Here is a 24,093-nt window from a genome sequence, read left to right as displayed (position 1 = left end):
CCCCGAGCTTCGCCATGTCTGACCTGCTCGATCGTTACTCGCTGTCCGGCGGGTCCTATCATGAAATGCTCGAACCCGATGGCGGCGTGCGCCCGCACTGGCGGCGCCTGTTCGAACATCTGCAACGCAGTGCGCCAGGCCAGTTGTCGCAGCGCCAGGCGTCGCTGACACGGCAGATCCAGGAAAACGGCGTCACCTACAACGTCTATGCCGACCCCAAGGGGGCCGATCGGCCGTGGGAACTGGACCTGCTGCCGCACATCATTCCTGCCCACGAATGGCGCCAGGTCGCGGCGGGTATCGCCCAGCGGGCACGCTTGCTCAACGCCGTGCTGGCCGATATCTATGGCCCGCAAACGCTGATTGCCCAAGGGCTGCTGCCCGCCGAGCTGATCTTCGGGCACAACAACTACCTGTGGCCGTGCCAGGGCATGCAGCCGCCGCAGGGCACGTTCCTGCACCTGTATGCGGCGGACCTGGCGCGCACGCCCGATGGACGCTGGTGGGTCACCGCCGACCGGACCCAGGCGCCCTCCGGCGCAGGCTATGCGCTGGAAAACCGCATGGGCCTGTTGCGGACCTTTCCCGAGCTGTACCGCGACTTGAAAGTCGAGCACATGGCCGGCTTTTTTCGCACCGTGCAGGACACCATGAGCCGACTGGCCGCCAGCGCCAACGAGGCGCCGCTGGTGGTGCTGTTGACGCCTGGGCGGTTCAACGAAAGTTATTTCGAGCATCTGTACCTGGCACGTCAGCTCGGCTATCCGCTGGTCGAGGGCAGTGACCTGACCGTGCGCGAGGCGACCGTCTACCTGAAGACCTTGAGCGGTCTGCGCCGGGTGCACGCGATCATGCGTCGCCTGGACGACGATTTCTGCGACCCCCTGGAGTTGCGCACCGACTCTGCCCTGGGCGTGCCCGGCCTGCTCGACGCCGTGCGCCAGGGCAATGTGATGGTGGCCAATGCCTTGGGCAGCGGCGTGCTCGAATCGCCCGGGCTGCTGGGTTTTCTGCCGCGCATCTGTGAGCATCTGTTCGGCGAAACCTTGATCCTGCCGTCAATCGCCACCTGGTGGTGCGGCGAGCCGCCGGTGCTGGCCCAGGCCCTCGAGCGGCTGGACGAGCTGGTGATCAAGCCGGCCTTCCCGTCGCAGAACTTCGGCCCGGTGTTCGGTCGGGATCTGGACGCCGCCCAGCGTCAGGCACTGACCGAACGCATTCAGGCCCGGCCCTATGCCTACGTCGCCCAGGAAATGGCGCAGCTGTCCCAGGCGCCGGTGTGGCATGGCCACGGCAACCACCTGCAACCCAGGGCGATCGGCATGCGCGTGTTTGCGGTCGCCGCCGCCGACGGTTACCGGGTGTTGCCCGGCGGCTTGACCCGAGTGGCCACGGACGCCGATGCCGAAGTGGTGTCGATGCAGCACGGCGGCGCCAGCAAGGACACCTGGGTGTTGGGCGAGCACGCTCCGGTCGGTGAGCAGTGGCGGGCGCAGCGAACCATCGGGGTCCATGACCTGGTGCGCATGGACCCCTACCTGCCTTCGCGGGTGGTGGAGAACCTGTTCTGGTTCGGCCGTTACTGCGAGCGTTGCGACGGCAGCGCGCGACTGCTGCGGATCATTCTCGGCCGCTATCTGGACGGCGACGATCCTCAGGCGCTGCAGGCCGCTGTCGATCTGGCCGAGAGCCTGCACCTGTTGCCCGAAGAGGGCGACCTGCGCGAGCGCCTGCTGATGGCCCTGCGCGGTGAGGATTGGGCGTTCAGCCTGCGTGCCAACCTGCAGCGTCTGCAATGGGCGGCGTTTCAGGTGCGCGGCAAGCTGTCGCGAGAGAACTGGCAGGCGTTGGGCGAACTGCAGCGCGAGTCACTGGTGCTCGAAGTCGACGTGCCGGACCTGGGCGAGCTGCTCGACTTCCTCAATCGACTGGTGATGAACCTGGCTGCACTGTCCGGTTTTGCGCTCGACGACATGACCCGCGATGAAGGCTGGCGTTTTCTGATGATCGGGCGACGCATCGAACGCCTGCAGTTTCTCAGCAATGGCTTGTCGGCGTTTCTGGCAAGCGATGCGCTGGACGAACAGGCCGGCCTGGATTGGCTGCTCGAGTTGGGCAACAGCAGCATCACCTATCGTTCACGCTACCTGGCCGTGCCGCAGTTGATTCCGGTGCTGGACCTGCTGTTGCTCGACGCCCAGAACCCCCATGCCGTGTTGTTCCAGCTCAAGCTGGTGGCGCGGGCCGTACGCCGCCTGAGCGATGAATTCGACCTGCCGGTGGATCGCGCCCTGGAGCCACTGATCGAGCGCGTGGCGCGCTTCGATCTGGGTACCCTGGAAAACGCGCTGTTTGGTGAAGCCAGCGTGCGCGCCGTGCTCGACGGCCTGCGCAGCCTGCTGGAGGATATCGCCAGTGTCAGCGTGCAGGTATCGGACCGCCTGGCGTTGCGCCATTTCGTCCATGTCGACGATGTCAGCCAGCAAACGGTGTCGGTGTGATGAGTGCGCATTACCAGATCGTTCACGACACCCGTTACTGCTACGACAGCCCAGTGTCGCTGGCCAAGCAGCTGGCTCACCTGTGGCCGAGGCCTTGCGCCTGGCAGGTGTGCCATGAGCACTCACTTCAGATCAGCCCCGAACCGACCCGGCGTACCGATGAGCTCGATGTGTTCGGCAATCCGCTGACGCGGCTGGCGTTCGAGCGCCCCCACGATGAACTCAAGGTTGGCGCGCGCCTGCATGTCGAGGTGCTGCCACGAGCGCCGGTCGTGCTTGCCCTGTCGCCGGCCTGGGAGTCGACCCGCGATGCCCTGTGCTATAGCGGCCGGCCAGTCGCCGCGCAGGTGCTGCAAGCCTGTCGCTACCGCTTCGAATCCCCCTACGTGCGCCTGAAGAAAAGTTTCGTGGCGTTTTCTGCCAGTTGCTTTCCGTCCGGCAGGCCGATGCTGCAGGGTGCCCAGGCCTTGATGCAGAAGATCTTCAGCGAGTTCACGTTCGATGCCATGGCGACCCAGGTGGCGACGCCCCTGGTCGAGGTGTTGGAGAACCGTCGGGGCGTCTGCCAGGACTTCGCCCACCTGATGCTGGCCTGCCTGCGCTCGCGCGGTTTGGTGGCACGCTACGTCAGCGGCTACCTGTTGACCCAGCCACCGCCAGGGCAGCCGCGAATGATCGGCGCGGATGCGTCGCATGCCTGGGTGTCGGTGTTCTGCCCGGTGCTGGGATGGGTCGATTTCGACCCCACCAACAACGTTCAACCGGGGCTGGAACACATCACCCTGGCATGGGGGCGTGATTTCAGCGACGTTTCGCCCTTGCGCGGAGTGATTCTGGGCGGTGGTGGGCACGATCCCGAGGTGCGCGTGACCGTTCTGCCGATGGTTTGAGCCGAATGTTTACAGCGAATGTCTGACTGCTGGCAGAGTGCTGCAGCCTGCGGCCAATCGTGAAATGATTGCCGCCGTAGCCATTTCCCCTGCCTGGAGACTCACATGTTTGCAAAAGCTGTAGCGGTATCGGTGCTTGCCCTGGCCAGCGGTCAGTTGCTGGCGGCCGAGTGCTCGACCACCGTCGATTCGACCGACCAGATGACCTTCGGCAGCAAGGCTATCGAGATCAGCAAGAGCTGCAAGACGTTCACGGTCAATCTGACCCACTCCGGCAGCCTGCCCAAGGAAGTCATGGGCCACAACTGGGTCCTGAGCAAGGAAGACGATGCCCGCGGCATCGCGATGGACGGCATGAGTGCCGGCATCGACAACAGCTACCTGAAGAAAGGCGACGAGCGCGTGATTGCGTACACCAAGGTCATCGGCGCCGGGGAGAAGGATTCGGTGTCGTTCGACGTGTCGAAACTGTCGGCGGACCAGAAGTACCTGTTCTTCTGCTCGTTCCCGGGTCACCTGGCCATGATGAAGGGGGCGGTGACCCTGGTCGATTGAGTGTTCGCTTCGACCACGTAGGAGCGGTCATCGGCCGCGAAGCAGGCGACGCGGTATGCCTGATTCACCGCGTTGACCTTTTCGCGGCCACGGACCGCTCCTACAGGACGTCCGCCATTGCGTGTACTGGCTTCAAGTAGGCACCTTGAACACGTGGCGCAGGTAGGCGACGAAATTGGGGTCGCGGCATTGGGTCTTGGCGGCTTCGTCGGAAATCTTCGCCACCGGCTGGCCGTTGCAGTCGGTCATCTTCAGCACGATGTTCATGGGTTCCACGCCTGGAATGTCGCAGGTCAGGTTGGTGCCGATGCCGAAGCTCACATTGATGCGCCCGCGCAGTGCGCGAAATATCTGCAGGGACTTGGGCAGGTCCAGCCCATCGGAAAACACCAGGGTCTTGGTCATCGGATCGATGCCCAGCTTGCGGTAGTGGGCGATGGCCTTTTCCGCCCAGACCACCGGGTCACCCGAGTCGTGGCGCAAGCCATCGAAGAGCTTGGCGAAGTACAGGTCGAAATCCCCCAGAAACGCATCCATGGTGATGCAGTCGGTGAGCGCGATGCCAAGCAGGCCACGGTACTCGCGCACCCAGCAATCGAGTGCGGCGATCTGGCTGTCGATCAAGCGCGGCCCCAGTTGCTGGTGAGCCATGATCCACTCATGGGCCATGGTGCCCAGCGGCTTGAGATCCAGCTGACGGGCCAGGTGCATGTTGCTGGTGCCGACGAAGCGCCCCGGAAACTCGTGCTTGAGCACTGTGACCACTTCCTCCTGCACCTTGTAGGAAAAGCGTCGACGAGTGCCGAAGTCGGCCACCTGCAATTCGGCCAGCTCTTCGCTGCTGGCATTGGCCTGCAGCCATTCGAACTTGCGATAGAGTTTTTCCCGCGGCTGGCTGAGCAGCACATCGGGATAGCGAATGCGATTGCGTACCTCGCTGACCGTGGCCAGCAGTGGCACTTCGAACAGGATCACATGCAGCCACGGCCCGCGCAGGCGAATGAACAGCTGGTCGTTCTCGATGCCGATGCTCAGGTAGCGCAGGTTGAAGCGAAACAGGCCCAGGAAGCGCAGGAAGTCGGGCTTCATGAAATTGATGCCTTCCAGAAAGCTCAGCTGGTCCGGGCCCAGACTCAATTCGGAGAGCTGCTCGAGCTGTTCGCGAATGTCGTTCAGGTAGGGCCGCAGGTCTTCGCCGTTGCGACAACGAAACTCCCACTCGACATCTACGTTGGGGTAGTTGTGCAGTACAGCCTGCATCATGCTCAACTTGTAAAGATCGGTGTCGAGCAGGTTTTGCACGATGCGATCGGCGAATACGCTCTCGCTCATCAGGGTCTCCAGAACCGCGTGCCTCATTTGGAACGGCGGTGGCGCACAGTAGGGGCACATTCTGCCAGCTTTTTGGAGTGCGGGTGGATGTGACGTGCCTTCCCCTGCGCGACCCGTGCCAGTGCCTTGCGCAGGCCCGCGAAGAGAGACGCGAAGTGGCCTGCACCCGGCACTGCAGGAGGATCCTGTGGTGCGCGGTGTAGCGGTTATGCACCGACAGTGTGCACTTCGGTTACGTCGGCGGTTACAGCGTGGTTGCCCACGGGCGCTGCGTGGGGTTGCAATGATGGCGCATACGGGTTGTACCCGCACTCTTTGCGGGTTCCACCATTCCCGTGCCAGACGGTTGCACGACCTGTAGAAAATGGTTCCGGCGCAGTGAAGTGCTCCTGAAAATGAAAACTGCGCAAGTTGGGCAAATGCGCTGGCACGGCCCTTGCTCTGAGCAATGCGCTGAAGCTGTAGTGCCAACCAAAAAAATTCAGGAGCACCACTCATGTCGCAGACGTTCTACAGGAAAGGTTTTCTGGCTCTCGCAGTGGCAGCTGCGCTGGGCGCTTCGTCGATTGTTCAAGCCGACATCAAGATCGGCGTAGCAGGGCCGATGACCGGTGCCAACGCATCGTTCGGTCAGCAGTACATGAAGGGTGCACAGGCGGCAGCCGATGCCATCAACAAGGCCGGCGGCGTGAATGGGGAAAAGATCGTCCTGGTTGCCGGTGATGACGCCTGCGAGCCGAAGCAGGCCGTGGCCGTCGCCAACCGGCTGGCTGATCAGGACAAGGTCGCAGGGGTGGTGGGGCACTTCTGTTCCTCGTCCACCGTTCCGGCATCCGAGGTGTATGCAGACGCCGGCGTGCTGATGATCACCCCCGGCTCGACCAACCCGACCGTGACCGAACGTGGCCTGCCGGCGGTATTCCGCATGTGCGGTCGCGACGACCAGCAGGGCATCGTGGCCGGCGACTACATCGTCGACGTGCTCAAGGGCAAGAAAGTCGCAGTGATCAACGACAAGGACACCTACGGCAAGGGCCTGGCCGACGCCACCTCGGCACAGCTGACCAAGCGCGGTGTCAAGCCGGTGCTGGAAGAAGGCCTGACCCGCGGCGAGAAAGACTTCAGCGCCCTGGTCACCAAGATCCGCTCCACCGGCGCCGATGTGGTGTATTTCGGCGGCCTGCACCCCGAAGCCGGGCCACTGGTTCGGCAGATGCGCGAACAGGGCCTCAAGGACGTCAAGTTCATGTCCGACGACGGCATCGTCACCGACGAACTGGTCACCACCGCTGGCGGTGCGCAATACGTCGACGGCGTGTACATGACCTTCGGCGCCGATCCGCGCATGCTGCCCGACAGCAAGGCGGTGGTTGAGGAGTTCCGCAAGTCCGGCTACGAGCCAGAGGGCTACACTCTGTACGCCTACGCTTCGTTGCAGGCCCTGGCTGCAGGCTTCAACGGCGCCAAGTCGAACAAGGGCGAAGAGGCTGCCAAATGGCTGAAGGCCAACCCGGTCAAGACCGTCATGGGCGAGAAGGCCTGGGACACCAAGGGTGACCTGAAAGTGTCCGACTACGTGGTCTACCAGTGGAACGCCGAGGGCAAGTACAAGCAGCTGGAACAGCAGAAGTAGGACGTTTGCACTGGCGCATGCCAGTCCGGGCCGCCCTTGGGACGGCCCACGTTTCCCTCAATACCGCCTGACAGGTGGCGGGCGGGCCGAGGCCTGTCCGCACCTTGCGCGGTGCGCGGTTCCAGACGTTCGTGAGAGTGCATGATGGACGGTATCTTCCTGCAACAAATGATCAACGGCCTGACCCTGGGGTCGGTGTACGGCTTGATCGCCATTGGCTACACCATGGTCTATGGCATCATCGGCATGATCAACTTTGCCCACGGCGACGTTTACATGATCAGCGCCTACCTGGCCGCCATAGGCCTGGCCGTGCTGTCGTTCTTCGGCCTCGAATCCTTTCCGTTCCTGATCCTCGGCACATTGGTGTTCACCATCGTGGTGACCGGTGTGTACGGCTTCGTGATCGAGCGCGTGGCCTACAAGCCGCTGCGCAACTCGACCCGGCTGGCGCCGCTGATCAGCGCCATCGGCATATCGCTGATCCTGCAGAACTACGCGCAGATCAGCCAGGGCGCTCGCCAGCAAGGCGTGCCGACCCTGCTCGAAGGGGCCTGGCGCCTTGAAGTGGGCACCGGTTTCGTGCAGATCACCTACACCAAGATCTTCATCCTCATTGCCGCCTTCGTGGGCATGGGCGTGCTGACCTACATCATCAAGTTCACCAAGCTTGGGCGCATGTGCCGCGCCACCCAGCAGGATCGCAAGATGGCCTCGATCCTGGGGATCAACACCGACCGGGTCATTTCCTACGTCTTCATCATCGGCGCGGCCATGGCGGCGCTGGCCGGCGTGTTGATCACCATGAACTACGGCACGTTCGACTTCTACGCCGGGTTCATCATCGGCATCAAGGCGTTCACCGCAGCGGTACTGGGTGGCATCGGCTCACTGCCCGGGGCCATGCTCGGTGGCTTGATACTGGGGGTTGCCGAATCGCAGTTCTCCGGCTTGATCAACTCCGACTACAAGGATGTGTTCAGTTTCGGCCTGTTGGTGCTGATTCTGATCTTCCGTCCCCAAGGCCTGCTGGGTCGCCCACTCGTGGCGAAGGTATAAGTATGTCCGCACCTACTGCCAAACCTATCGATATCAAGAAAAGCCTGGTCGACATGGTCATTGCCGGCCTGCTGGCGCTGATCGTGTTCGGCCCCATCGTCGGCATCGTGCTCGACGGCTACAGCTTCAACCTGCAACCGGCCCGCGTCGCCTGGCTGGTGGCAGCGGTGATGGCCGGGCGCTTCCTGCTCAGCCTGTTCCTGCAGACGCCGCGTGGCCGCAGCATTTCCCAGAGCTTCGAAAGCTCGGGGTCGGGCGTGCACGTGCTGCCGCCGGACTACAAGTCGCGGCTGCGCTTCATCATTCCAGCGCTGATCGTGATCGCCATCGTGTTCCCCATCTTCGCCAACAAATACATCCTCACCGTGGTCATTCTCGGGTTGATCTATGTGTTGCTGGGCCTGGGCCTGAACATCGTGGTCGGGCTGGCCGGCCTGCTCGACCTGGGCTACGTGGCGTTCTATGCCATCGGCGCCTACGGCCTCGCATTGGGCTACCAGTACCTGGGCCTGGGCTTCTGGTCGGCGTTGCCGCTGGCCGCGATCGCGGCGGCGCTGGCGGGGTGCATACTGGGTTTCCCGGTGCTGCGAATGCACGGGGACTACCTGGCCATCGTGACCTTGGGCTTCGGCGAAATCATTCGCCTGGTGCTCAACAACTGGTTGTCGTTCACCGGCGGTCCCAATGGTGTGCCGGTACCTTCGCCCACCTTCTTCGGCCTGGAGTTCGGTCGTCGCGCCCGTGACGGCGGGGTGCCGATCCACGAGTACTTCGGCTTCGAATACAACCCCGACCTGAAATTCCTGTTCATCTACGCCGTGCTGTTCCTGGTGGTACTGGCCGTTCTCTACGTCAAGCATCGACTCACCCGCATGCCGGTAGGGCGTGCCTGGGAAGCCCTGCGCGAGGACGAGATCGCCTGCCGCTCGATGGGCCTGAACCACGTGTTGGTCAAGCTTTCGGCCTTCACCATCGGTGCCTCCACCGCAGGCCTGGCCGGGGTGTTCTTCGCCAGCTACCAGGGTTTCGTCAACCCGACCTCGTTCACCTTCTTCGAGTCGGCGCTGATCCTTGCCATCGTCGTGCTGGGCGGCATGGGCTCCACCGTGGGTGTGGTGATTGCTGCCTTCGTACTGACCGTGGCCCCGGAGCTGCTGCGCAGTTTCTCCGAGTACCGAGTATTGCTGTTTGGCGTATTGATGGTACTGATGATGATATGGCGGCCACGTGGCCTGATCCGTATCAGCCGTACCGGCATCAAGCCAGTCAAGGGCGCATTGATCGACGCCAAGGGGACTACGCCATGAGTAACGAAGTCATTCTGTCGGTCGAGAAGTTGATGATGCATTTCGGTGGCATCAAGGCCTTGAGCGATGTCAGCCTGCAGGTTCGGCGCAACTCGATCTTCGCCCTGATCGGCCCCAACGGCGCCGGCAAGACCACCGTCTTCAACTGTCTCACCGGGTTCTACAAGGCCACCGGTGGACGCATCGAACTCAACGCTCGCGGCCAGAAGACCAATGTCATCAAGTTGCTGGGCGAGCCGTTCCAGGCCACCGATTTCGTCTCGCCACGCAGCTTCGCCAGCCGTGTCTGGTACAAGATGTTCGGCGGGACTCACCTGGTGAACCGCGCCGGGCTGGCCCGGACCTTCCAGAACATTCGGCTGTTCAAGGAAATGTCGGTGCTGGAAAACCTGCTGGTCGCCCAGCACATGTGGGTCAACCGCAACATGCTGGCAGGGATCCTCAACACCCGTGGTTATCGCAAGGCCGAAGAGGACGCTATCAAGACCGCGTTCTACTGGCTGGAAGTGGTGGACCTGATGAACTGCGCCAACCGCTTGGCCGGTGAGCTTTCCTACGGCCAGCAACGGCGTCTGGAGATCGCCCGGGCCATGTGCACGCGGCCCCAGGTGATCTGCCTGGACGAACCGGCGGCGGGCCTCAACCCGCAAGAAACCGAGGCCCTGAGCGGCATGATCCGCCTGCTGCGTGACGAGCACGACATGACGGTGGTGCTGATCGAACACGACATGGGCATGGTGATGAGCATTTCCGACGACATCGTGGTACTGGACCATGGCAATGTGATCGCCAAGGGCGGGCCGGAGCAGATCCGCAACGACCCCAAGGTGATCGCCGCCTACCTGGGTGCCGAAGAGGAGGAGCTGGTATGAGTACGCCCATCCTCGAAATGAAGGAGATCGACGTTCACTACGGCCCGATCCAGGCGCTGAAGAAAGTCTCGCTGCACATCAACGAGGGCGAGACGGTCAGCCTGATCGGTTCCAATGGCGCGGGCAAGTCGACGCTGTTGATGTCGATTTTCGGCCAGCCGCGCGCCAGTGCGGGGCAGATCATCTACCGGGGTACCGACATCACCCAGAAGTCGTCCCACTACATCGCCTCCAACGGCATTGCCCAGTCGCCGGAAGGCCGCCGGGTGTTTCCCGACATGTCGGTGGAAGAAAACCTGATGATGGGTACCATCCCCATCGGCGACAAGCATTCGAGCGAAGACATGCAGCGCATGTTCGAGCTGTTTCCACGGCTCAAGGAACGGCGCAATCAGCGCGCCATGACCATGTCCGGCGGCGAGCAGCAGATGCTGGCCATCGCGCGCGCGCTGATGAGCCGGCCCAAGCTGTTGCTGCTCGACGAGCCATCGCTGGGGTTGGCGCCGATCGTGGTCAAGCAGATCTTCTCGACCCTGCGCGAGCTGGCCCAGGGCGGCATGACCATCTTCCTGGTCGAGCAGAACGCCAACCACGCTCTGCGGCTTTCCGACCGTGCCTATGTGATGGTCAACGGCGAGATCCGTCTGACCGGCACGGGGCGTGAGTTGTTGAGCAACGACGAGGTGCGCAACGCGTATCTGGGCGGGCATTGAGCAGACGTGAAAGGCTTGCCGAACGCCCCGTCAGGGGCGTTTTTCGTCACCCTGCCCAATTGTGGAAAACAAATTCGCTGCAGTGTCAAAGTGCGACATAAAACCACTGTTGGTCACCGAAATGCCACAAAGCACGCTTGTCCCCAATTGCTGTGGAACCGGTTGTGGACAAGTTGGTGGTATACCTCTGCAGGCCACGGTATACGGGGCCTGCAGTCGGTTGATCAAAAATCGAACAGCAGGTTGGACAGTCGTGCGAACGGGCTTTGTCAACTGTTTTATCCACCGTGCCAATCAGAGTGACAGCACCCGCACAGGCTGTGGATAAGTCTGTGAACAAGCCTTGGAAATACTTCGAAAAGTGGCGGTTTCACTGGCGTTGCGCCTTTGGTCGTATGACCACTGCAGACGCAGTGCCTTACCTGCATGCGCAATACACCTCACCGGTCAAGCCAAAAAATTCTAATGGCTCCCGGCCAGCTTGGCCTCCGGGGTTGCCGTGCAGAAGGGAGTTGCCCCCAATCTCTGTGGAACCGCTTGTGGATAAGTTGCGGGTAACCGCACTGGGACCCGCAACCACGAGGGTCTGCGGGCGCTGTTCGATTATTGATCAGTTGCATACGGCCCGTACGCCGGGCATTCTGCAAAACCCCATTCACGGTGGCGACGATTCGAACGGCCTGCGCATTGCGTGGGCACGCTCCGTGGCTATCCCCGCAGGAGACCCGCATGACTTCCACGGTATTCATCACTGGCGCCACGTCCGGATTTGGCGAAGCCTGCGCGCGACGTTTCGCCGAGGCAGGCTGGTCGCTGATTCTCACCGGCCGTCGCGAAGAGCGCCTGATGGCGCTGAGCGAAGAGCTGTCGGCAAAGACGCGGGTGCATCCGCTGGTGCTCGATGTGCGCGACAGAAAGGCCATGGAGGCAGCGATTGCCGGGTTGCCCGAGGAGTTCGCCAGCATCAGCGGGTTGGTCAACAACGCCGGCCTGGCCTTGGGTGCCGATCCTGCACCCAAGTGCGATCTGGACGACTGGGACACCATGGTCGATACCAACGTCAAGGGCCTGATCTACGCGACGCGGCTGTTGCTGCCGCGCCTGATTGCCCACGGCAAGGGGGCTACCATCGTCAACCTGGGTTCGGTGGCGGGTAATTACCCGTATCCCGGCAGCCATGTGTACGGCGCCACCAAGGCTTTCGTCGGGCAATTCTCGTTGAGTCTGCGCTGTGACCTGCAGGGCACCGGCGTGCGCGTCACCAACCTGGAACCCGGGATGTGCGAAAGCGAGTTCTCGCTGGTGCGTTTCGGCGGCGACCAGGCACGCTACGACGCCACCTATGCCGGCGCCAATCCGATCCAGCCGCAGGACATCGCCGAAACCATCCACTGGATTCTGACCCAGCCGGCGCACATCAACATCAACAGTCTGGAAGTGATGCCGGTCACGCAATCGTGGGCCGGCTTCGCCGTGGAGCGTCCTGGCAAGGCTTGATCGGCCCTGGCGTCAGAGGAACGCCTGCAGGCCCTGGTAGCAGGTCAGCAGGTGGTAGGGGGTGGTCGATGGCATGTCGGTGCGGCTGACCACCCCGGTGCCATCGCGGCATTCGTGCCAGCCGCCGGTGTGCAGGAAGCGCTCGCGCAGTACCTGCAACTGCGCGGCCACCGCCGCACCGGGCTGCAAGGTCAGCGCCCGCAGGTATTCGGCCTGTGCCCAGATACGCTGGGTGGCGTCCAGCACCTGGCCGTCGAGCGTGAGCATGCTCATGACCACGCCGTCCCGAACGCCCGTGCGTTGCGCATAGGTGAAGGCGCGTTGCAGGGAGAGGTGCAGCGCACTGCCCTGCAACAGCGGTGAGGTCTGCACGAGGAACAGCCATTCGAACTGATGACCGGGCTCGAACCAGTTATCCACCGCTCCGCGCGGCTTCTCCAGCATGATCCCGTGCTCGGGTTCCACGAAGCGCGCCTGCATCGCTTCGCATAGCGCCTGCAGCGCCGTTTGTGTGGGCTGGTCGCCACGCACTGCCAAGGTTGCCAGGAAGCCCTCGGCCAGGTGCATCAAGGGGTTCTGCAGTGGGCCGGAGCCCAGGTTGGCCCAGCCTTCGCCGAGCACGGCTTCGTAGAGCCCATCATCTGTGGAAAAGCGCGTGGCGATGACCTCGAGGGCGGCATTGAGCACCGATTCCACCAGCGGTTCGCGCACCTTGGCCCAGTAGTGCGCACAGGCGAAGACAATGAATGCGTGGGTGTAGAGATCCTTGCGTCGGTCCAGCGGGCGGCCCTGGGCGTCGATGCTGTAGAACCAGCCGCCGTGTTCGGCGTCGTGGAAATGCCGTTGCAGGGAACGGAACAGGGTGGCGGCGTGTTCGCGCGCACCGGGTTGCTCGATCAGGCTGGAAAAGACATACAGTTGGCGGGCGCAGGCCATGGCGCGGTAGCGCTGCACCGGCAACGGCTGGCCGGCAGCGTTCACCGCTTCGAACGGCAGGCCGAGTTCGCTATCGAAGCCGGCGCCTTGCCACAACGGCAATACGATTTCGCGAAAGTGCGCTTGGGTGGCCGCCAGGGCGGCGTGCAGCGTTGGGTCGGGCATTGGCGGGATCATCGGAGGCGTTTTGCGCGACATGGTAGCAGGTGTCGGCCACGGCTCCTAAAGCAAGGCCCCCGGACAGAGGGCCGCGCCGCGATCAGCCGGCCAGTAGCCAGGCACCGGTCAACGCCGACAGAGCACCGGCCACGCGTACCAGTGGCGCGGCTGCCGTTGGCAGGAACCGAACGACGGCATAACCCGCCGCATGCAGTGCTGCGGTCGCCATGACGAAACCGGCAGCATAGGCAGCCGGGCTGGACATCTCCGGCAATTCCAGGCCGTGAGCGACGCCGTGGAACAATGCGAACAGCGCAGTGGCCACCACCGCCAAGCCTAACGGTGGCCGCACGGCCAGTGCCACGGCCAGGCCCAGGGCCAGTACCGAGGCGGCAATGCCGCTTTCCAGTGCAGGCAGTTGCAGGCCGGCAAAACCCAGCAGGCCACCGATCAGCATGGTGCCGACGAAGGTGCAGGGCAGGGCCCAGCGTGCCGCGCCTTGCTGCTGCGCCGCCCACAGGCCGACGGCGAGCATGGCCAGCAGGTGGTCGAGGCCACCCAGGGGGTGACCGATGCCGGCCAGCAGGCCATTGTCGCCGTGTCCCGGATGAGCGAAGGCCACCGCCGGTGTCAGCAGCAGGGCTGCGCAGGTGAGAAGCGTCTTGAAGGTCATGCGGGTCTGTTCCTTATCGTCGTGTTCACGGTAGTTGCGAGCAAGGGTGCGCTGGGTTCAGGCGGCGTCGAGCAGGCCTTGGCGTTCGATGAAGGCAATGATCTGTTCCAGGCCCTGACCGGTCTTCTGGTTGCTGAAGACGAACGGCTTATCGCCGCGCATGCGTCGGGTGTCGCTGTCCATCATTTCCAACGAGGCCCCTACCAGCGGCGCCAGGTCGATCTTGTTGATCACCAGCAGGTCGGACTTGCAGATGCCAGGGCCGCCCTTGCGCGGCAGCTTGTCGCCGGCGGACACGTCGATCACGTAGATGGTCAGGTCCGACAGCTCGGGGCTGAAGGTGGCGGACAGGTTGTCCCCACCCGATTCCACGAGGATCAGGTCCAGGCCCGGAAAGCGCCGGTTGAGCTGGTCCACGGCTTCCAGATTGATGGAGGCGTCTTCGCGGATGGCGGTGTGCGGGCAGCCACCGGTTTCCACACCGATGATGCGCTCGGGCGCCAGGGCCTGGTTGCGTACCAGGAAGTCGGCGTCTTCGCGGGTGTAGATATCGTTGGTGACCACGGCCAGGTTGTAGCGCTCGCGCAGGGCCAGGCACAAGGCCAGGGTCAGCGCGGTCTTGCCAGAGCCTACCGGGCCTCCGATACCGACACGCAGGGGTTGGGTATTCATGGTGACTCTCCTAGGAACGGAACAGGCGGCTGTACTGGCGCTCGTGGGCCATGCTCGCCAATGACAGGCCGAAAGCGGCGCTGCCGTAGTGTCGGGGATCCAGTTCGGTGGCTGCGAACTGGGCCTGCTGCAGCGTCGGCAGCAGTTGTGTGGTAAGTCGCTGAGCAGCCTGCTGGCCCAGGGGCAGGGTCTTCATGAGCACCGCCAACTGGTTTTCCAGCCAACTCCACAGCCAGGCCGCAAGGGCGTCCTGCGCAGGGATGTTCCAGGCGCGCGCGGCCAGTGCCCAGCCCAGGGCCAGGTGGGGCTCTTCGATCTGAGCCAGATAGTGGCGGGCCGTAATGTCCAGTTCGGCAAGGCCGAGCAGCAGTTGCTTGAGCGAATAGCCCATTTGCCGGCTTTCGAGTTGCAGTTCGCGGGTTTCGCGGCTCGAGCGATGTTCGGCACCTAGCTCCAGCAGTTGTCCCCAGTCCTCTTCGGCGGCAGCCACGCAGTGGGCCAGCAGCAGGGGCGCCTCGAAACGGGCCAGGTTGAGCAGCAGTTGGTCGGCGATCCAGCGATGGGCGCTTTGCGCATCGGTCACCGTGCCGTTTTCCACGGCCATCTCCAGGCCCTGCGAGTAGCTGTAGCCACCGATCGGCAGTTGCGGGCTGGCCAGGCGCAGCAGGGCCCAGGCGTTGTTCACGTGCGCACGCCGAACTGGTGCAGTTTGGGCGCGTAGTTGAAGTCTTCCTCGCCATGGCGCGAATGGTGATGGCCACCGCCATAGGCGCCATGTTCGGGATGAAAAGGTGCCAGCAGGGGTTGGGTCTGGGCGCCGAGTTGTTCGAGCATGGCCTTGAGCACGTAGTCGTCGAGCAGGCGCAGCCAGCCGTCACCCACCTGCAGGGCCACGTGGCGGTTGCCCAGATGGTAGGCGGCGCGAGTCAGCTCGAAGGCGCTGCTGCAGGTGACATGAAGCAGCGCCTCGGGCCGTGCGCAGACCCGCACCACGCGGCCGTCTTCGGCCTGCAGGCACTCGCCGTCGTGCAACGGAGGTTGACCGCGTTCCAGAAACAGGCCGACGTCTTCACCTTCGGCACTGAAACAGCGCAGGCGACTCTTGCTGCGGGCTTCGAAGTTGAGGTGCAGTTCGGCTGCCCATTGGCTTGCGGGCGCGATTCTGCGATGGATAACCAGCATTGGACGTTTCCATTGAAGGGCAGTGGCCAATGCAGAGCAAGTGTCTTGCCAACCGGTAGTGAGCTAACGGGGCTGCGGGATCAGGATGAACGAGGCTCGGCGCAATGCACTGGTGCGGTGCGTAGCGGCGTGAGGTGCACCAATTCGAGGCGAGCGAGTTATTGGTTGAGGCCTTTCCAGTATTTGGCGCCGATGAAAATGAAGCGCAGTTGCTGGCCGATCTTCGCCTCGGGGGTCAGGTGGGCTGGCAGGTCGGCAGCGGGTGGGTCGATCAGTTCGGGAAGCGTGGCAAACACGGCCTTGACGACAAGGTCGGCCATCACCTGCAGTGACGCGCTGCTCAGGTGCTGCCATTTGGGCATGGACCCCAGATCGGTGGCCAGGTCGGCGCTGATGCCGGCGCGCAAAGTGGCAATGGCCTGGCGCACGGGCAGGGACCCTCCGTATTGCTCGCGGGCGAGGAACAGGAATTGCGGGCGATTGGCAGCCACTCCGTCGAGAAAGATGCGGACGGAAGCCGCCGTGAGGCCGCCGACCACTATTTCATGGTGACGAACCAGGCGCAGCGTGGCGCGGAACGTGGCGTCGACTTCGTTGACCAGGGCCAGGCCGAGCTGATCCATGTCGTCGAAATGGCGATAGAAACCGGTGGGTACGATGCCAGCAGCCTTGGCGACTTCGCGCAGGCTGATACTGCCGAAGCCTCGACCGGCCGCCATCAGTTGGCGTGCGGCTTCGAGGAGGGCGAGACGGGTCTGCTGTTTCTGTTCGGCGCGAGGCAACATCGACGGAGCTTCTGTGAAGGACAGCGCAGAACTCTAGCAAATTGACAGGCGGGGCGTCGAACCAAGCGGGTGCAGCGATGGATTACGCGGGGGCGGCAAGCCCGGCTTGGGGAGGCCGGGCTTCGTCGGATACCTCAAACCACTGCCTCATGCGTTGGCTTGGTCTTGACGATCGAGCAGACGCTGCGAGCCGTTCTCGGCGAAGGTGCCTTGTGGCGTGCGATCCGAACCGTCTTCGGCGAACGTGGCCTGTGGCGTACGGTCGGAGCCGTTCTCGGCGAAGGTGCCTTGTGGGGTGCGATCCGAACCGTCTTCAGCGAACGTGGCCTGTGGCGTGCGGTCGGAGCCGTTCTCGGCGAAGGTGCCTTGTGGAGTGCGATCCGAACCGTCTTCAGCGAAAGTAGCCTGTGGCGTGCGGTCGGAGCCGTTCTCGGCGACAGCGCCTTGTGGGGTGCGGTTGGAACCGTCTTCCGCCAGGTAGGGCTGGCTGAAGCTGGCAGCGCTGGAACGCAGTTCGGCGGAAACACTTTGATCGGCGGCTGGCATGGCGAAGGCGTTGGCAGCGAGGACCGAGAGAGTCAGGGAAAGCAGCAATTGGCGTTTCATGATGGTGGCGCTCCTTGGGAGGGCAGTAATTGGGTACAGAGCCAATGCTACTCTTTGAAATTCGATAGAAAAGTTCATAAAGGCAATGGTAACAATCAACGAAAATGATGTTTTGCCGCGAGGGCTCTAGATCGAGGGTTTCAGTGCACCAGCACAGTGAATTCTCGGGCCCTGAGCACCGTTGTCGAGCGTCACCATCGGTAACGTCGATGAAGGAGCGACGCTGAAATCCTGTAGCAGCGGCGCGAGCCGCGTCCTGGTTGACCCCGTTGGATCAGGCGGATCGCATGCACCGCTGACGCGGCTCGCGCCGCTGCTACAGGGAGTAGACCGCGATCCCTGTAGCAGCGGCGCAAGCCGCGTCCGGGTTCATCGCATTGCATCAGACACACAGCATCCACCGTTGAAGCGGCTCGCGTCCGGGCTCGAAAAAGCCAAAAACTAAACCCTCGAGGCGTTTATCAGTCCTACCCTTGTTAGGTAGCACCCCCTGTGCTCGCGGGAGCACGCAGTCTCAAGGAGCCCGCAATGACGCGCCCACGTAAAATCATCGCCTGGACCCTGGGCAGCCTGTTGGTCCTGCTGGTGATATTGGTGGTGGTGATCGCCACCTTCGATTGGAATCGAATCAAGCCCACGCTCAACGAAAAAGTGTCCGAAGCCCTGCATCGCCCTTTCGCCATCAATGGCGACCTGGCTGTGCATTGGCAGCGCGAAACGGATGAGGGCGGCTGGCGGGCCTGGGTGCCATGGCCGCGCTTCGTCGCCCAGGACATCACCCTGGGCAACCCCGACTGGTCGCAGAAGCCCCAGATGGCGAGCCTGCAGAAGGTCGAGTTTCGTCTCTCGCCCTTGCCTTTGCTGGCCCAGCGGGTGGTCATACCGCGTATCGACCTGACCGGGCCCGACGTAGCCCTGCAGCGCCTGGCGGATGGACGCGCCAACTGGACCTTTCAGTTCGACGAAAAAGACCCCGATGCCGAGCCCTCCAAGTGGGTCATGGACATCGGTGCCATAGGCTTCGACAAAGGCGTGGTGGCTTTCGACGACCAGACGCTCAAGACCTCGGTCAAGGTGTTGATCGATCCATTGGGCAAGCCCATCGCGTTCAGCGATATCGTCGGCAGCGGTGCGGCCAAGAAAGTCGCCGACCAGGGCGCCAGTGCGCAGGATTATGCCTTCGGCTTCAAGGTCGATGGCCGCTACAAGGACCTGCCGCTGTCGGGGTCGGGCAAGATCGGCGGGCTGCTGGCGCTGCAGGATGCAACACGACCGTTTCCGGTGCAGGTCGACGTGCGCATTGCCGATACCCGCGCAGCGGTTGCCGGTACCCTGACCGACCCACGCAATCTCGGTGCCCTGGACCTGCGCCTGCGCCTGAGTGGCAGCAGCCTGGGCAACCTGTATCCACTGACCGGGGTGACCCTGCCGGATTCGCCTGCGTACGAAACCGACGGGCACTTGCTGGTCAAACTGCACGAGCCCGGCGGCGCGTCGTTCCGCTATGAAGGCTTCAACGGCAAGATCGGCAACAGCGACATCCATGGTGATCTGGGCTTCGTCGCCAGTCAGCCAAGGCCCAAGCTGAGCGGCGCGCTGGTCTCGAACCAGTTGCTGTTTGCCGACCTCAAGCCTTTGATCGGCGCTGACTCCAATACCGAGCAGAAGGCTCGTGGCGGCGCAAGCAAGCAACCCACCGGCAAGGTGTTGCCAGTCGAAGAGTTCAAGACCGACCGCTGGCGTGCCATGGACGCCGATGTCGAATTTACCGGACGCAAGATCGTCCACAGCGAAGAATTGCCGTTCACCGATCTGTACACCCATGTGGTGTTGAACGACGGCAACCTGCGCCTGGAACCTCTGCGCTTTGGCGTGGCCGGCGGCAAGCTGGATGCACAGATCTCGCTGAACGGGCGCACTACGCCGTTGCAGGGCAGGGCCAAACTGACCGCCCGCGGGTTTCAGCTCAAGCAGCTGTTTCCCACGTTCGAACCCATGCGCACCAGCTTCGGCCAGCTCAACGGCGATGCCGACATCACCGGTACCGGTAATTCAGTCGCAGCGCTACTGGGTTCGGCAGATGGCAATTTGAAGATGCTGGTCAATGATGGTGCCGTGAGCCGTGACCTGATGGAGATTGCCGGGCTCAATGTCGGTAACTACCTGGTGGGCAAGATCTTCGGCGACAAGGAAGTGGAGATCAACTGTGCGGCGGCCTCGCTGGGCATCAAGAACGGGCTGGCCAGCACCGATCTGTTCGTTTTCGATACCGAGAACGCGATCATCTACGTCGACGGCACGGTGAATTTCAAGCAGGAACAACTGGACCTGAAGATATCGCCGGAATCGAAGGGCTTCCGCCTGCTGTCGCTGCGCTCGCCGTTGTATGTGCGCGGCCCGTTCGCCAAGCCCAATGCCGGGGTGCAAGCCGTGCCACTGCTGCTGCGCGGCGCGGGCATGATTGCGCTGGGCGCTACCATCGGGCCGGCGGCCGGGTTGCTGGCACTGGTCGCGCCTAGTGGCGGTGAGCCGAACCAGTGCACGCCATTGCTCGAACAAATGAAGTCGGGCAAGGCGCCCAAGACGGTGCCTGCTTCCTGAGGCTCGGTTGGAAGGCGGGTCCCCCGGAATGACCCGCACCTGTGTGGGAGCGGGCTCTGCCCGCGAAGCGGGCGCCGCGGTGTATCAGGTGAATTGAGGCGCGCCCTTCGCGGCCACGGACCGCTCCTACATGGGGTTGCGGTACTCCTGTAGGAGCGATCATCGGTCGCGAACCGTGCCTTGCGGCGTATCAGGTGAATTGAGGCGCGCCCTTCGCGGCCACGGAGCGCTCCTACAAGCAGGCGCGGTATTCCTGTAGGAGCGGTCATCGGCCGCGAAACGGGCCTTGCGGTGTATCAGGTGAATTGAGGCGCGCCCTTCGCTGCCACGGACCGCTCCTACAAGCAGGCGCGGTACTCCTGTAGGAGCGGTCATCGGCCGCGAAACGGGCCCTGCGGTGTATCAGTTGAAACACATCTCAGCTGACGCGACCGTCAGGCACAAAAAAGCCAGAACCTGAGTTCTGGCTTGGGACTTGCGGCAGGTTGTTACAGCGAGCCGTAGATGTCCGCCATGTCATCGGCGTGTTCTTCTTCCTGAGCCAGGATGTCTTCGAAGATACGGCGAGTGGTAGGGTCTTTGTCGCCAATGTACTGGATGATTTCGCGGTAGCTGTCGACGGCGATCCGCTCGGCCACCAGGTCTTCGTAGACCATTTCCTTCAGGCTGTTGCCAGCCACGTACTGGGCGTGGGAATTCTTGCTCAGCAGGTCCGGGTTGAACTCCGGCTCGCCGCCCAGCTGCACGATACGTTCAGCCAGCTTGTCGGCGTGCTCGCCTTCCTGTTTGGCGTGCTCGAGGAACTCGTCGGCCGCAATGCTGGCCTTTAAACCACTGGCCATGAAGTAATGGCGCTTGTAGCGCAGCACGCATACCAGCTCTGTCGCCAGCGAGCTGTTGAGCAGCTTGATGATCTCTTCGCGGTTGGCATCGTAGCCTTCGGTGACCGCGCCGTTCTCGACACCTTGGCGCGCACGGGCACGCAGTACATCGACGGGAGTCAATTTGGAAGTTTCTAGGTCGATCATGTTCGTCTCCAGCTATACGGTTTTGGCCGTCGCGCTCTGTTGCCCCGAATTCGGGGCCCGGCGGGATCGGTACAGAAGTCTCGCTACACAGATGTGAGTCGTGGCGGCGACGAAAAGTTTTATTACAAATGGCCCGGGGAGGGCCTTTCGTCAGCCGCCTGGGGCAGGGTTACGGTGCGGTTTCGTTGAGCTTGCGTTGCTCGCAAGTCATGAAGCCCTTGGTGGCGACGTGGCCAGAGCTGTCGAAACTCACGTAGTAAGGCTGCTGATGGCCTTCACGGGTCAGGATGTAGTTATTGCAGGTGCCGTACATGGAGTTGGCAGTGCCGGCAACGACGGTCGAAGGCGTGCCGCCGATGGCCAGCACCTGTTGCATGGTCATGCCTTTCTCGACCTGCTTGACCAGGGGCGCGTCACGGTAGGTCACGAAGTCCACCGGGTTCTGCACCGTGGTGTTCGATGAACAGCCAGCCAGCGCGGCTACGGCAAAGAGTGCTGCCAAGGATTGCTTGTACATGGGGAGTCGCTCCTTCGATGGGCCGTGAGTGGCCCCGTGATGCTTTGAGCGCATCGACCGCGCGATAGTTCTGAAATCTTTCGGGCAGCAAAGCGTCTGCAGGGCCGTTGAAGACGGGCTGCGGCGGAAAACAAATGACGCAATTTAGCCGGGGTTCGGCATGCGTCCGCCTACTGGCCCTTCGCTCACAACGCTGGCAGACTGCCTGTCCTTTCGAATCGCTCGCTTCTGAGGCTTTATGCCCATGTTTTCTTCGCGTCAAGTGCTGATCGCCAGCTGGATTCTGGTGTTCGGCGGCCTTCTGCTGGTCTTGCCGATGCGCTTGCTGCCGAGCTTGCTGGCTGGCCTGCTGGTATTCGAACTGGTCAACATGCTCACGCCGCAACTGGAGCGACTGATTGCCGGGCGGCGTGCACGGTGGGTGGCGGTGGCGTTGCTGGGCACCTTGGTGGTCAGCAGCCTGGCGTTGCTGTTCGCCGGCGTCATCAGTTTCATCCTGCACGAGGCAGAAAACCCCGGTGCTTCGCTGAACAAGTTCATGGGCGTGGTGGATCGAGCCCGCGGCCAGTTGCCGCCTTTCATCGACGCCTACCTGCCGGCCAGTGCCGCCGAGTTTCGGGTGGCTATCAGCGGCTGGCTGAGCAAGCACCTGAGCGATCTGCAACTGGTGGGCAAGGATGCGGCGCACATGTTCGTGACCTTGCTGATCGGCATGGTACTGGGCGCCATCATCGCCCTGCAGGCGATCCCCGATCCCGAAAACCGCAAGCCATTGGCCGCGGCGCTGTTCGACCGCCTGGCCCTGCTGGTGCGAGCCTTTCGCAACATCGTTTTCGCGCAGATCAAGATTTCACTGCTGAACACCTTCTTTACCGCCATTTTCCTGGCCGTGGTGTTGCCGCTGTGCGGGATCAAGCTGCCGCTGACCAAGACCCTCATCGTGCTGACCTTCCTGCTCGGGTTGTTGCCGGTGATCGGCAACCTGATCTCGAACACGCTGATCACCATTGTCGGGCTGTCGCTGTCGATCTGGGTAGCGGTTGCGGCGCTGGGCTATCTGATATTGATCCACAAGGTCGAGTACTTCCTCAACGCGCGGATCGTGGGCGGTCAGATCAGCGCCAAGTCATGGGAACTGCTGCTGGCCATGCTGATATTCGAGGCAGCGTTCGGGCTGCCCGGGGTGGTGGCGGGGCCGATCTATTATGCCTATCTGAAAAGCGAGTTGAGGCAGGCGCAGTTGGTCTAGGGTTCACTGGCCTCTGCCCGCGAAGAGGCCAGATCTGCCTTACTCGGTGCCGTAGCGCTTGCGGGCCTCGATGGCCAGGCCGCTGCCGATGCTGCCGAAGATATTGCCTTCCACATGCCGCGCGTTGGGCAGCATGGCCGCCACGCCATGGCGCAGGGCCGGGATACCGCTGGAGCCGCCGGTAAAGAACACCGTGTCGACCTGCTCAACGCCCACGCCTGCCCGGTTCAGCAACTCGGACACACTGCCACGCACCCGTTCGAGCAGGCCGTCGATGGCGGCTTCGAACAAGGCCCGGCTCAGCTCCACGCTCAGCCCCGGCTCGATGCGGTCCAGTGGCAGGTGACGGCCGGCAGCTTGCGTCAGCTGGATCTTGGTTTCCTCGACTTCCATCGCCAACCAGTGCCCGGCTTTCTGCTCGATCAGCTTGAACAGGCGGTCGATACCGTCCGTGTCCTGGATGTCGTAGCGCATGCTGGCCAGGGCCAGTTGCGCCTTCTGCAGGTACACCGAGTTGATCGTGTGCCAGGTCGCCAGGTTCATGTGGTGGCTGGTCGGCATGAAGGCGCCGCTCTTCATCCGGCTGCCATAGCCGAACAGCGGCATGACGCCCTGCAGGCTGAGCTGCTTGTCGAAGTCGGTGCCGCCGATGTGCACGCCTCCGGTCGCCAGGATGTCGTCCACGCGGTTGTCCAGCGCACGTCGCTCGGGTGCCAGGCGCACCAGGGAAAAGTCGGAGGTACCACCGCCAATGTCGACGATCAGCACCAGCTCCTCACGCTCGATGGTGGACTCGTAGTCGAACGCCGCTGCAATCGGCTCGAACTGGAAGGACACCTCCTTGAAGCCGATCTTTTTCGCCACCTCGGCCAAGGTGTCTTCGGCTTCCTGGTCGGCGGCCGCGTCGTCGTCGACGAAGTGCACCGGTCGCCCCAGCACGACCTGGTCGAACTCACGCCCGGCGTTGACTTCGGCGCGCTGTTTGAGCTCGCCGATGAACAGGCCCAGCAAGTCCTTGAATGGCATCGCCGTGCCCAGCACACTGGTGTCGTGCTTGATCAGCTTGGAACCGAGCAGACTCTTGAGCGAGCGCATCAGGCGGCCTTCGTAGCCTTCCAGGTATTCGTGCAGCGCCAGACGCCCGTACACTGGACGCCGCTCTTCGAAGTTGAAGAAGATCACCGAGGGCAGGGTGATCTTGCCGTCTTCCAGGACGATCAGCGTCTCGCTGCCCGGGCGGTGCCAGCCGACAGTGGAGTTGGAAGTACCGAAGTCGATGCCGCAGGCGCGGGCCGGGGATGCGTTTTTCATGGCAAGGCGGGTCTG

22 protein-coding genes are annotated in these 24,093 nt (G+C 62.8%); 11 read left to right on the top strand and 11 right to left on the bottom strand.

Annotated elements, in window-relative coordinates:
• Positions 1 to 14: 14 nt before the first annotated feature.
• The 3 genes from H7993_RS18810 to azu all read left to right on the top strand — a co-directional run bounded on the left by H7993_RS18810 (position 15) and on the right by azu (position 3,946).
• Positions 15 to 2,501, top strand: a complete 2,487-nt coding sequence (locus H7993_RS18810) for a circularly permuted type 2 ATP-grasp protein (RefSeq protein WP_122480355.1) — start codon at positions 15 to 17, stop codon at positions 2,499 to 2,501.
• A complete protein-coding gene (locus H7993_RS18805; RefSeq protein ID WP_185795303.1) occupies positions 2,501 to 3,391 on the top strand; it encodes a transglutaminase family protein in 891 nt (296 codons plus the stop codon). Before H7993_RS18810 ends, H7993_RS18805 begins: the two co-directional genes overlap by 1 nt.
• Before the next feature lie 105 nt (positions 3,392 to 3,496).
• Entirely contained in the window at positions 3,497 to 3,946 is a 450-nt protein-coding gene (gene azu / locus H7993_RS18800; protein WP_122480353.1) for an azurin, read from the top strand.
• Positions 3,947 to 4,078: 132 nt separating this feature from the next.
• Here the strand turns inward: azu and pncB are convergent, their stop codons facing one another.
• Complete coding sequence (gene pncB / locus H7993_RS18795; protein ID WP_185795302.1) at positions 4,079 to 5,278, bottom strand: nicotinate phosphoribosyltransferase; 1,200 nt, start codon at positions 5,276 to 5,278, stop codon at positions 4,079 to 4,081.
• A 496-nt stretch (positions 5,279 to 5,774) separates the two neighbouring features.
• Here pncB and H7993_RS18790 point away from each other — a divergent pair, with 496 nt between their 5' ends.
• From H7993_RS18790 to H7993_RS18765, 6 genes are all read left to right on the top strand, one after another.
• Positions 5,775 to 6,911 carry a branched-chain amino acid ABC transporter substrate-binding protein gene (locus H7993_RS18790; protein ID WP_185795301.1) on the top strand — a complete coding sequence of 379 codons (1,137 nt, stop codon included), beginning with the start codon at positions 5,775 to 5,777 and terminating at the stop codon, positions 6,909 to 6,911.
• Positions 6,912 to 7,055: 144 nt separating this feature from the next.
• Positions 7,056 to 7,970: an ABC transporter permease subunit gene (locus H7993_RS18785; protein ID WP_122480658.1), complete on the top strand. Its 915-nt coding sequence runs from the start codon at positions 7,056 to 7,058 to the stop codon at positions 7,968 to 7,970.
• Positions 7,971 to 7,972: 2 nt separating this feature from the next.
• The gene (gene livM / locus H7993_RS18780) at positions 7,973 to 9,277 is read left to right on the top strand and encodes a high-affinity branched-chain amino acid ABC transporter permease LivM (protein ID WP_122480350.1); all 1,305 of its coding nucleotides are present in this window, start codon (positions 7,973 to 7,975) and stop codon (positions 9,275 to 9,277) included.
• Positions 9,274 to 10,149: an ABC transporter ATP-binding protein gene (locus tag H7993_RS18775; RefSeq protein WP_185795300.1), complete on the top strand. Its 876-nt coding sequence runs from the start codon at positions 9,274 to 9,276 to the stop codon at positions 10,147 to 10,149. The genes livM and H7993_RS18775 overlap by 4 nt, the downstream gene beginning before the upstream one ends.
• On the top strand, positions 10,146 to 10,862 hold the full coding sequence (locus tag H7993_RS18770; RefSeq protein ID WP_122480348.1) for an ABC transporter ATP-binding protein: 717 nt from the start codon (positions 10,146 to 10,148) through the stop codon (positions 10,860 to 10,862). The genes H7993_RS18775 and H7993_RS18770 overlap by 4 nt, the downstream gene beginning before the upstream one ends.
• A 729-nt stretch (positions 10,863 to 11,591) precedes the next feature.
• A complete protein-coding gene (locus H7993_RS18765) occupies positions 11,592 to 12,359 on the top strand; it encodes an SDR family oxidoreductase (RefSeq protein ID WP_122480347.1) in 768 nt (255 codons plus the stop codon).
• Between the two features lie 12 nt (positions 12,360 to 12,371).
• On the opposite strand, the gene H7993_RS18760 is transcribed toward H7993_RS18765, so the two are convergent.
• The 7 genes from H7993_RS18760 to H7993_RS18730 form a co-directional block, all read right to left on the bottom strand.
• Complete coding sequence (locus H7993_RS18760; RefSeq protein WP_185795299.1) at positions 12,372 to 13,460, bottom strand: AGE family epimerase/isomerase; 1,089 nt, start codon at positions 13,458 to 13,460, stop codon at positions 12,372 to 12,374.
• A 94-nt stretch (positions 13,461 to 13,554) separates the two neighbouring features.
• Positions 13,555 to 14,127 (bottom strand): HupE/UreJ family protein, encoded by a 573-nt coding sequence (locus H7993_RS18755; RefSeq protein WP_185795298.1) that lies wholly within the window; start codon positions 14,125 to 14,127, stop codon positions 13,555 to 13,557.
• Between the two features lie 57 nt (positions 14,128 to 14,184).
• Positions 14,185 to 14,799, bottom strand: coding sequence for an urease accessory protein UreG (ureG, locus tag H7993_RS18750; RefSeq protein ID WP_122480344.1), 615 nt, complete (start codon positions 14,797 to 14,799; stop codon positions 14,185 to 14,187).
• Between the two features lie 10 nt (positions 14,800 to 14,809).
• Positions 14,810 to 15,484, bottom strand: a complete 675-nt coding sequence (locus tag H7993_RS18745) for an urease accessory protein UreF (protein ID WP_185795297.1) — start codon at positions 15,482 to 15,484, stop codon at positions 14,810 to 14,812.
• Complete coding sequence (ureE, locus tag H7993_RS18740; protein ID WP_122480342.1) at positions 15,481 to 15,981, bottom strand: urease accessory protein UreE; 501 nt, start codon at positions 15,979 to 15,981, stop codon at positions 15,481 to 15,483. Before ureE ends, H7993_RS18745 begins: the two co-directional genes overlap by 4 nt.
• A 158-nt stretch (positions 15,982 to 16,139) precedes the next feature.
• Positions 16,140 to 16,766, bottom strand: a complete 627-nt coding sequence (locus tag H7993_RS18735) for a TetR family transcriptional regulator (RefSeq protein WP_122480341.1) — start codon at positions 16,764 to 16,766, stop codon at positions 16,140 to 16,142.
• 147 nt (positions 16,767 to 16,913) lie between these two features.
• On the bottom strand, positions 16,914 to 17,372 hold the full coding sequence (locus H7993_RS18730) for a hypothetical protein (protein ID WP_185795296.1): 459 nt from the start codon (positions 17,370 to 17,372) through the stop codon (positions 16,914 to 16,916).
• 528 nt (positions 17,373 to 17,900) lie between these two features.
• On the opposite strand from H7993_RS18730, the gene H7993_RS18725 reads away from it, so the two are divergent.
• Positions 17,901 to 19,973, top strand: a complete 2,073-nt coding sequence (locus tag H7993_RS18725) for an AsmA family protein (RefSeq protein WP_185795295.1) — start codon at positions 17,901 to 17,903, stop codon at positions 19,971 to 19,973.
• 488 nt (positions 19,974 to 20,461) lie between these two features.
• On the opposite strand, the gene H7993_RS18720 is transcribed toward H7993_RS18725, so the two are convergent.
• Together H7993_RS18720 and osmE are read right to left on the bottom strand one after the other, a co-directional pair.
• On the bottom strand, positions 20,462 to 21,001 hold the full coding sequence (locus H7993_RS18720) for a ferritin-like domain-containing protein (protein WP_185795294.1): 540 nt from the start codon (positions 20,999 to 21,001) through the stop codon (positions 20,462 to 20,464).
• Between the two features lie 169 nt (positions 21,002 to 21,170).
• Entirely contained in the window at positions 21,171 to 21,518 is a 348-nt protein-coding gene (osmE, locus tag H7993_RS18715; RefSeq protein WP_122480337.1) for an osmotically-inducible lipoprotein OsmE, read from the bottom strand.
• Positions 21,519 to 21,756: 238 nt separating this feature from the next.
• Here osmE and H7993_RS18710 point away from each other — a divergent pair, with 238 nt between their 5' ends.
• Positions 21,757 to 22,767, top strand: a complete 1,011-nt coding sequence (locus tag H7993_RS18710; protein ID WP_122480336.1) for an AI-2E family transporter — start codon at positions 21,757 to 21,759, stop codon at positions 22,765 to 22,767.
• Between the two features lie 39 nt (positions 22,768 to 22,806).
• On the opposite strand, the gene H7993_RS18705 is transcribed toward H7993_RS18710, so the two are convergent.
• Complete coding sequence (locus H7993_RS18705) at positions 22,807 to 24,078, bottom strand: Hsp70 family protein (protein WP_185795293.1); 1,272 nt, start codon at positions 24,076 to 24,078, stop codon at positions 22,807 to 22,809.
• Positions 24,079 to 24,093 lie beyond the last annotated feature (15 nt).

This window comes from Pseudomonas baltica (assembly GCF_014235765.1).
Classification (GTDB): Bacteria; Pseudomonadota; Gammaproteobacteria; order Pseudomonadales; family Pseudomonadaceae; genus Aquipseudomonas; species Aquipseudomonas baltica.
This window is presented reverse-complemented; position numbering and strand designations above follow the sequence as displayed.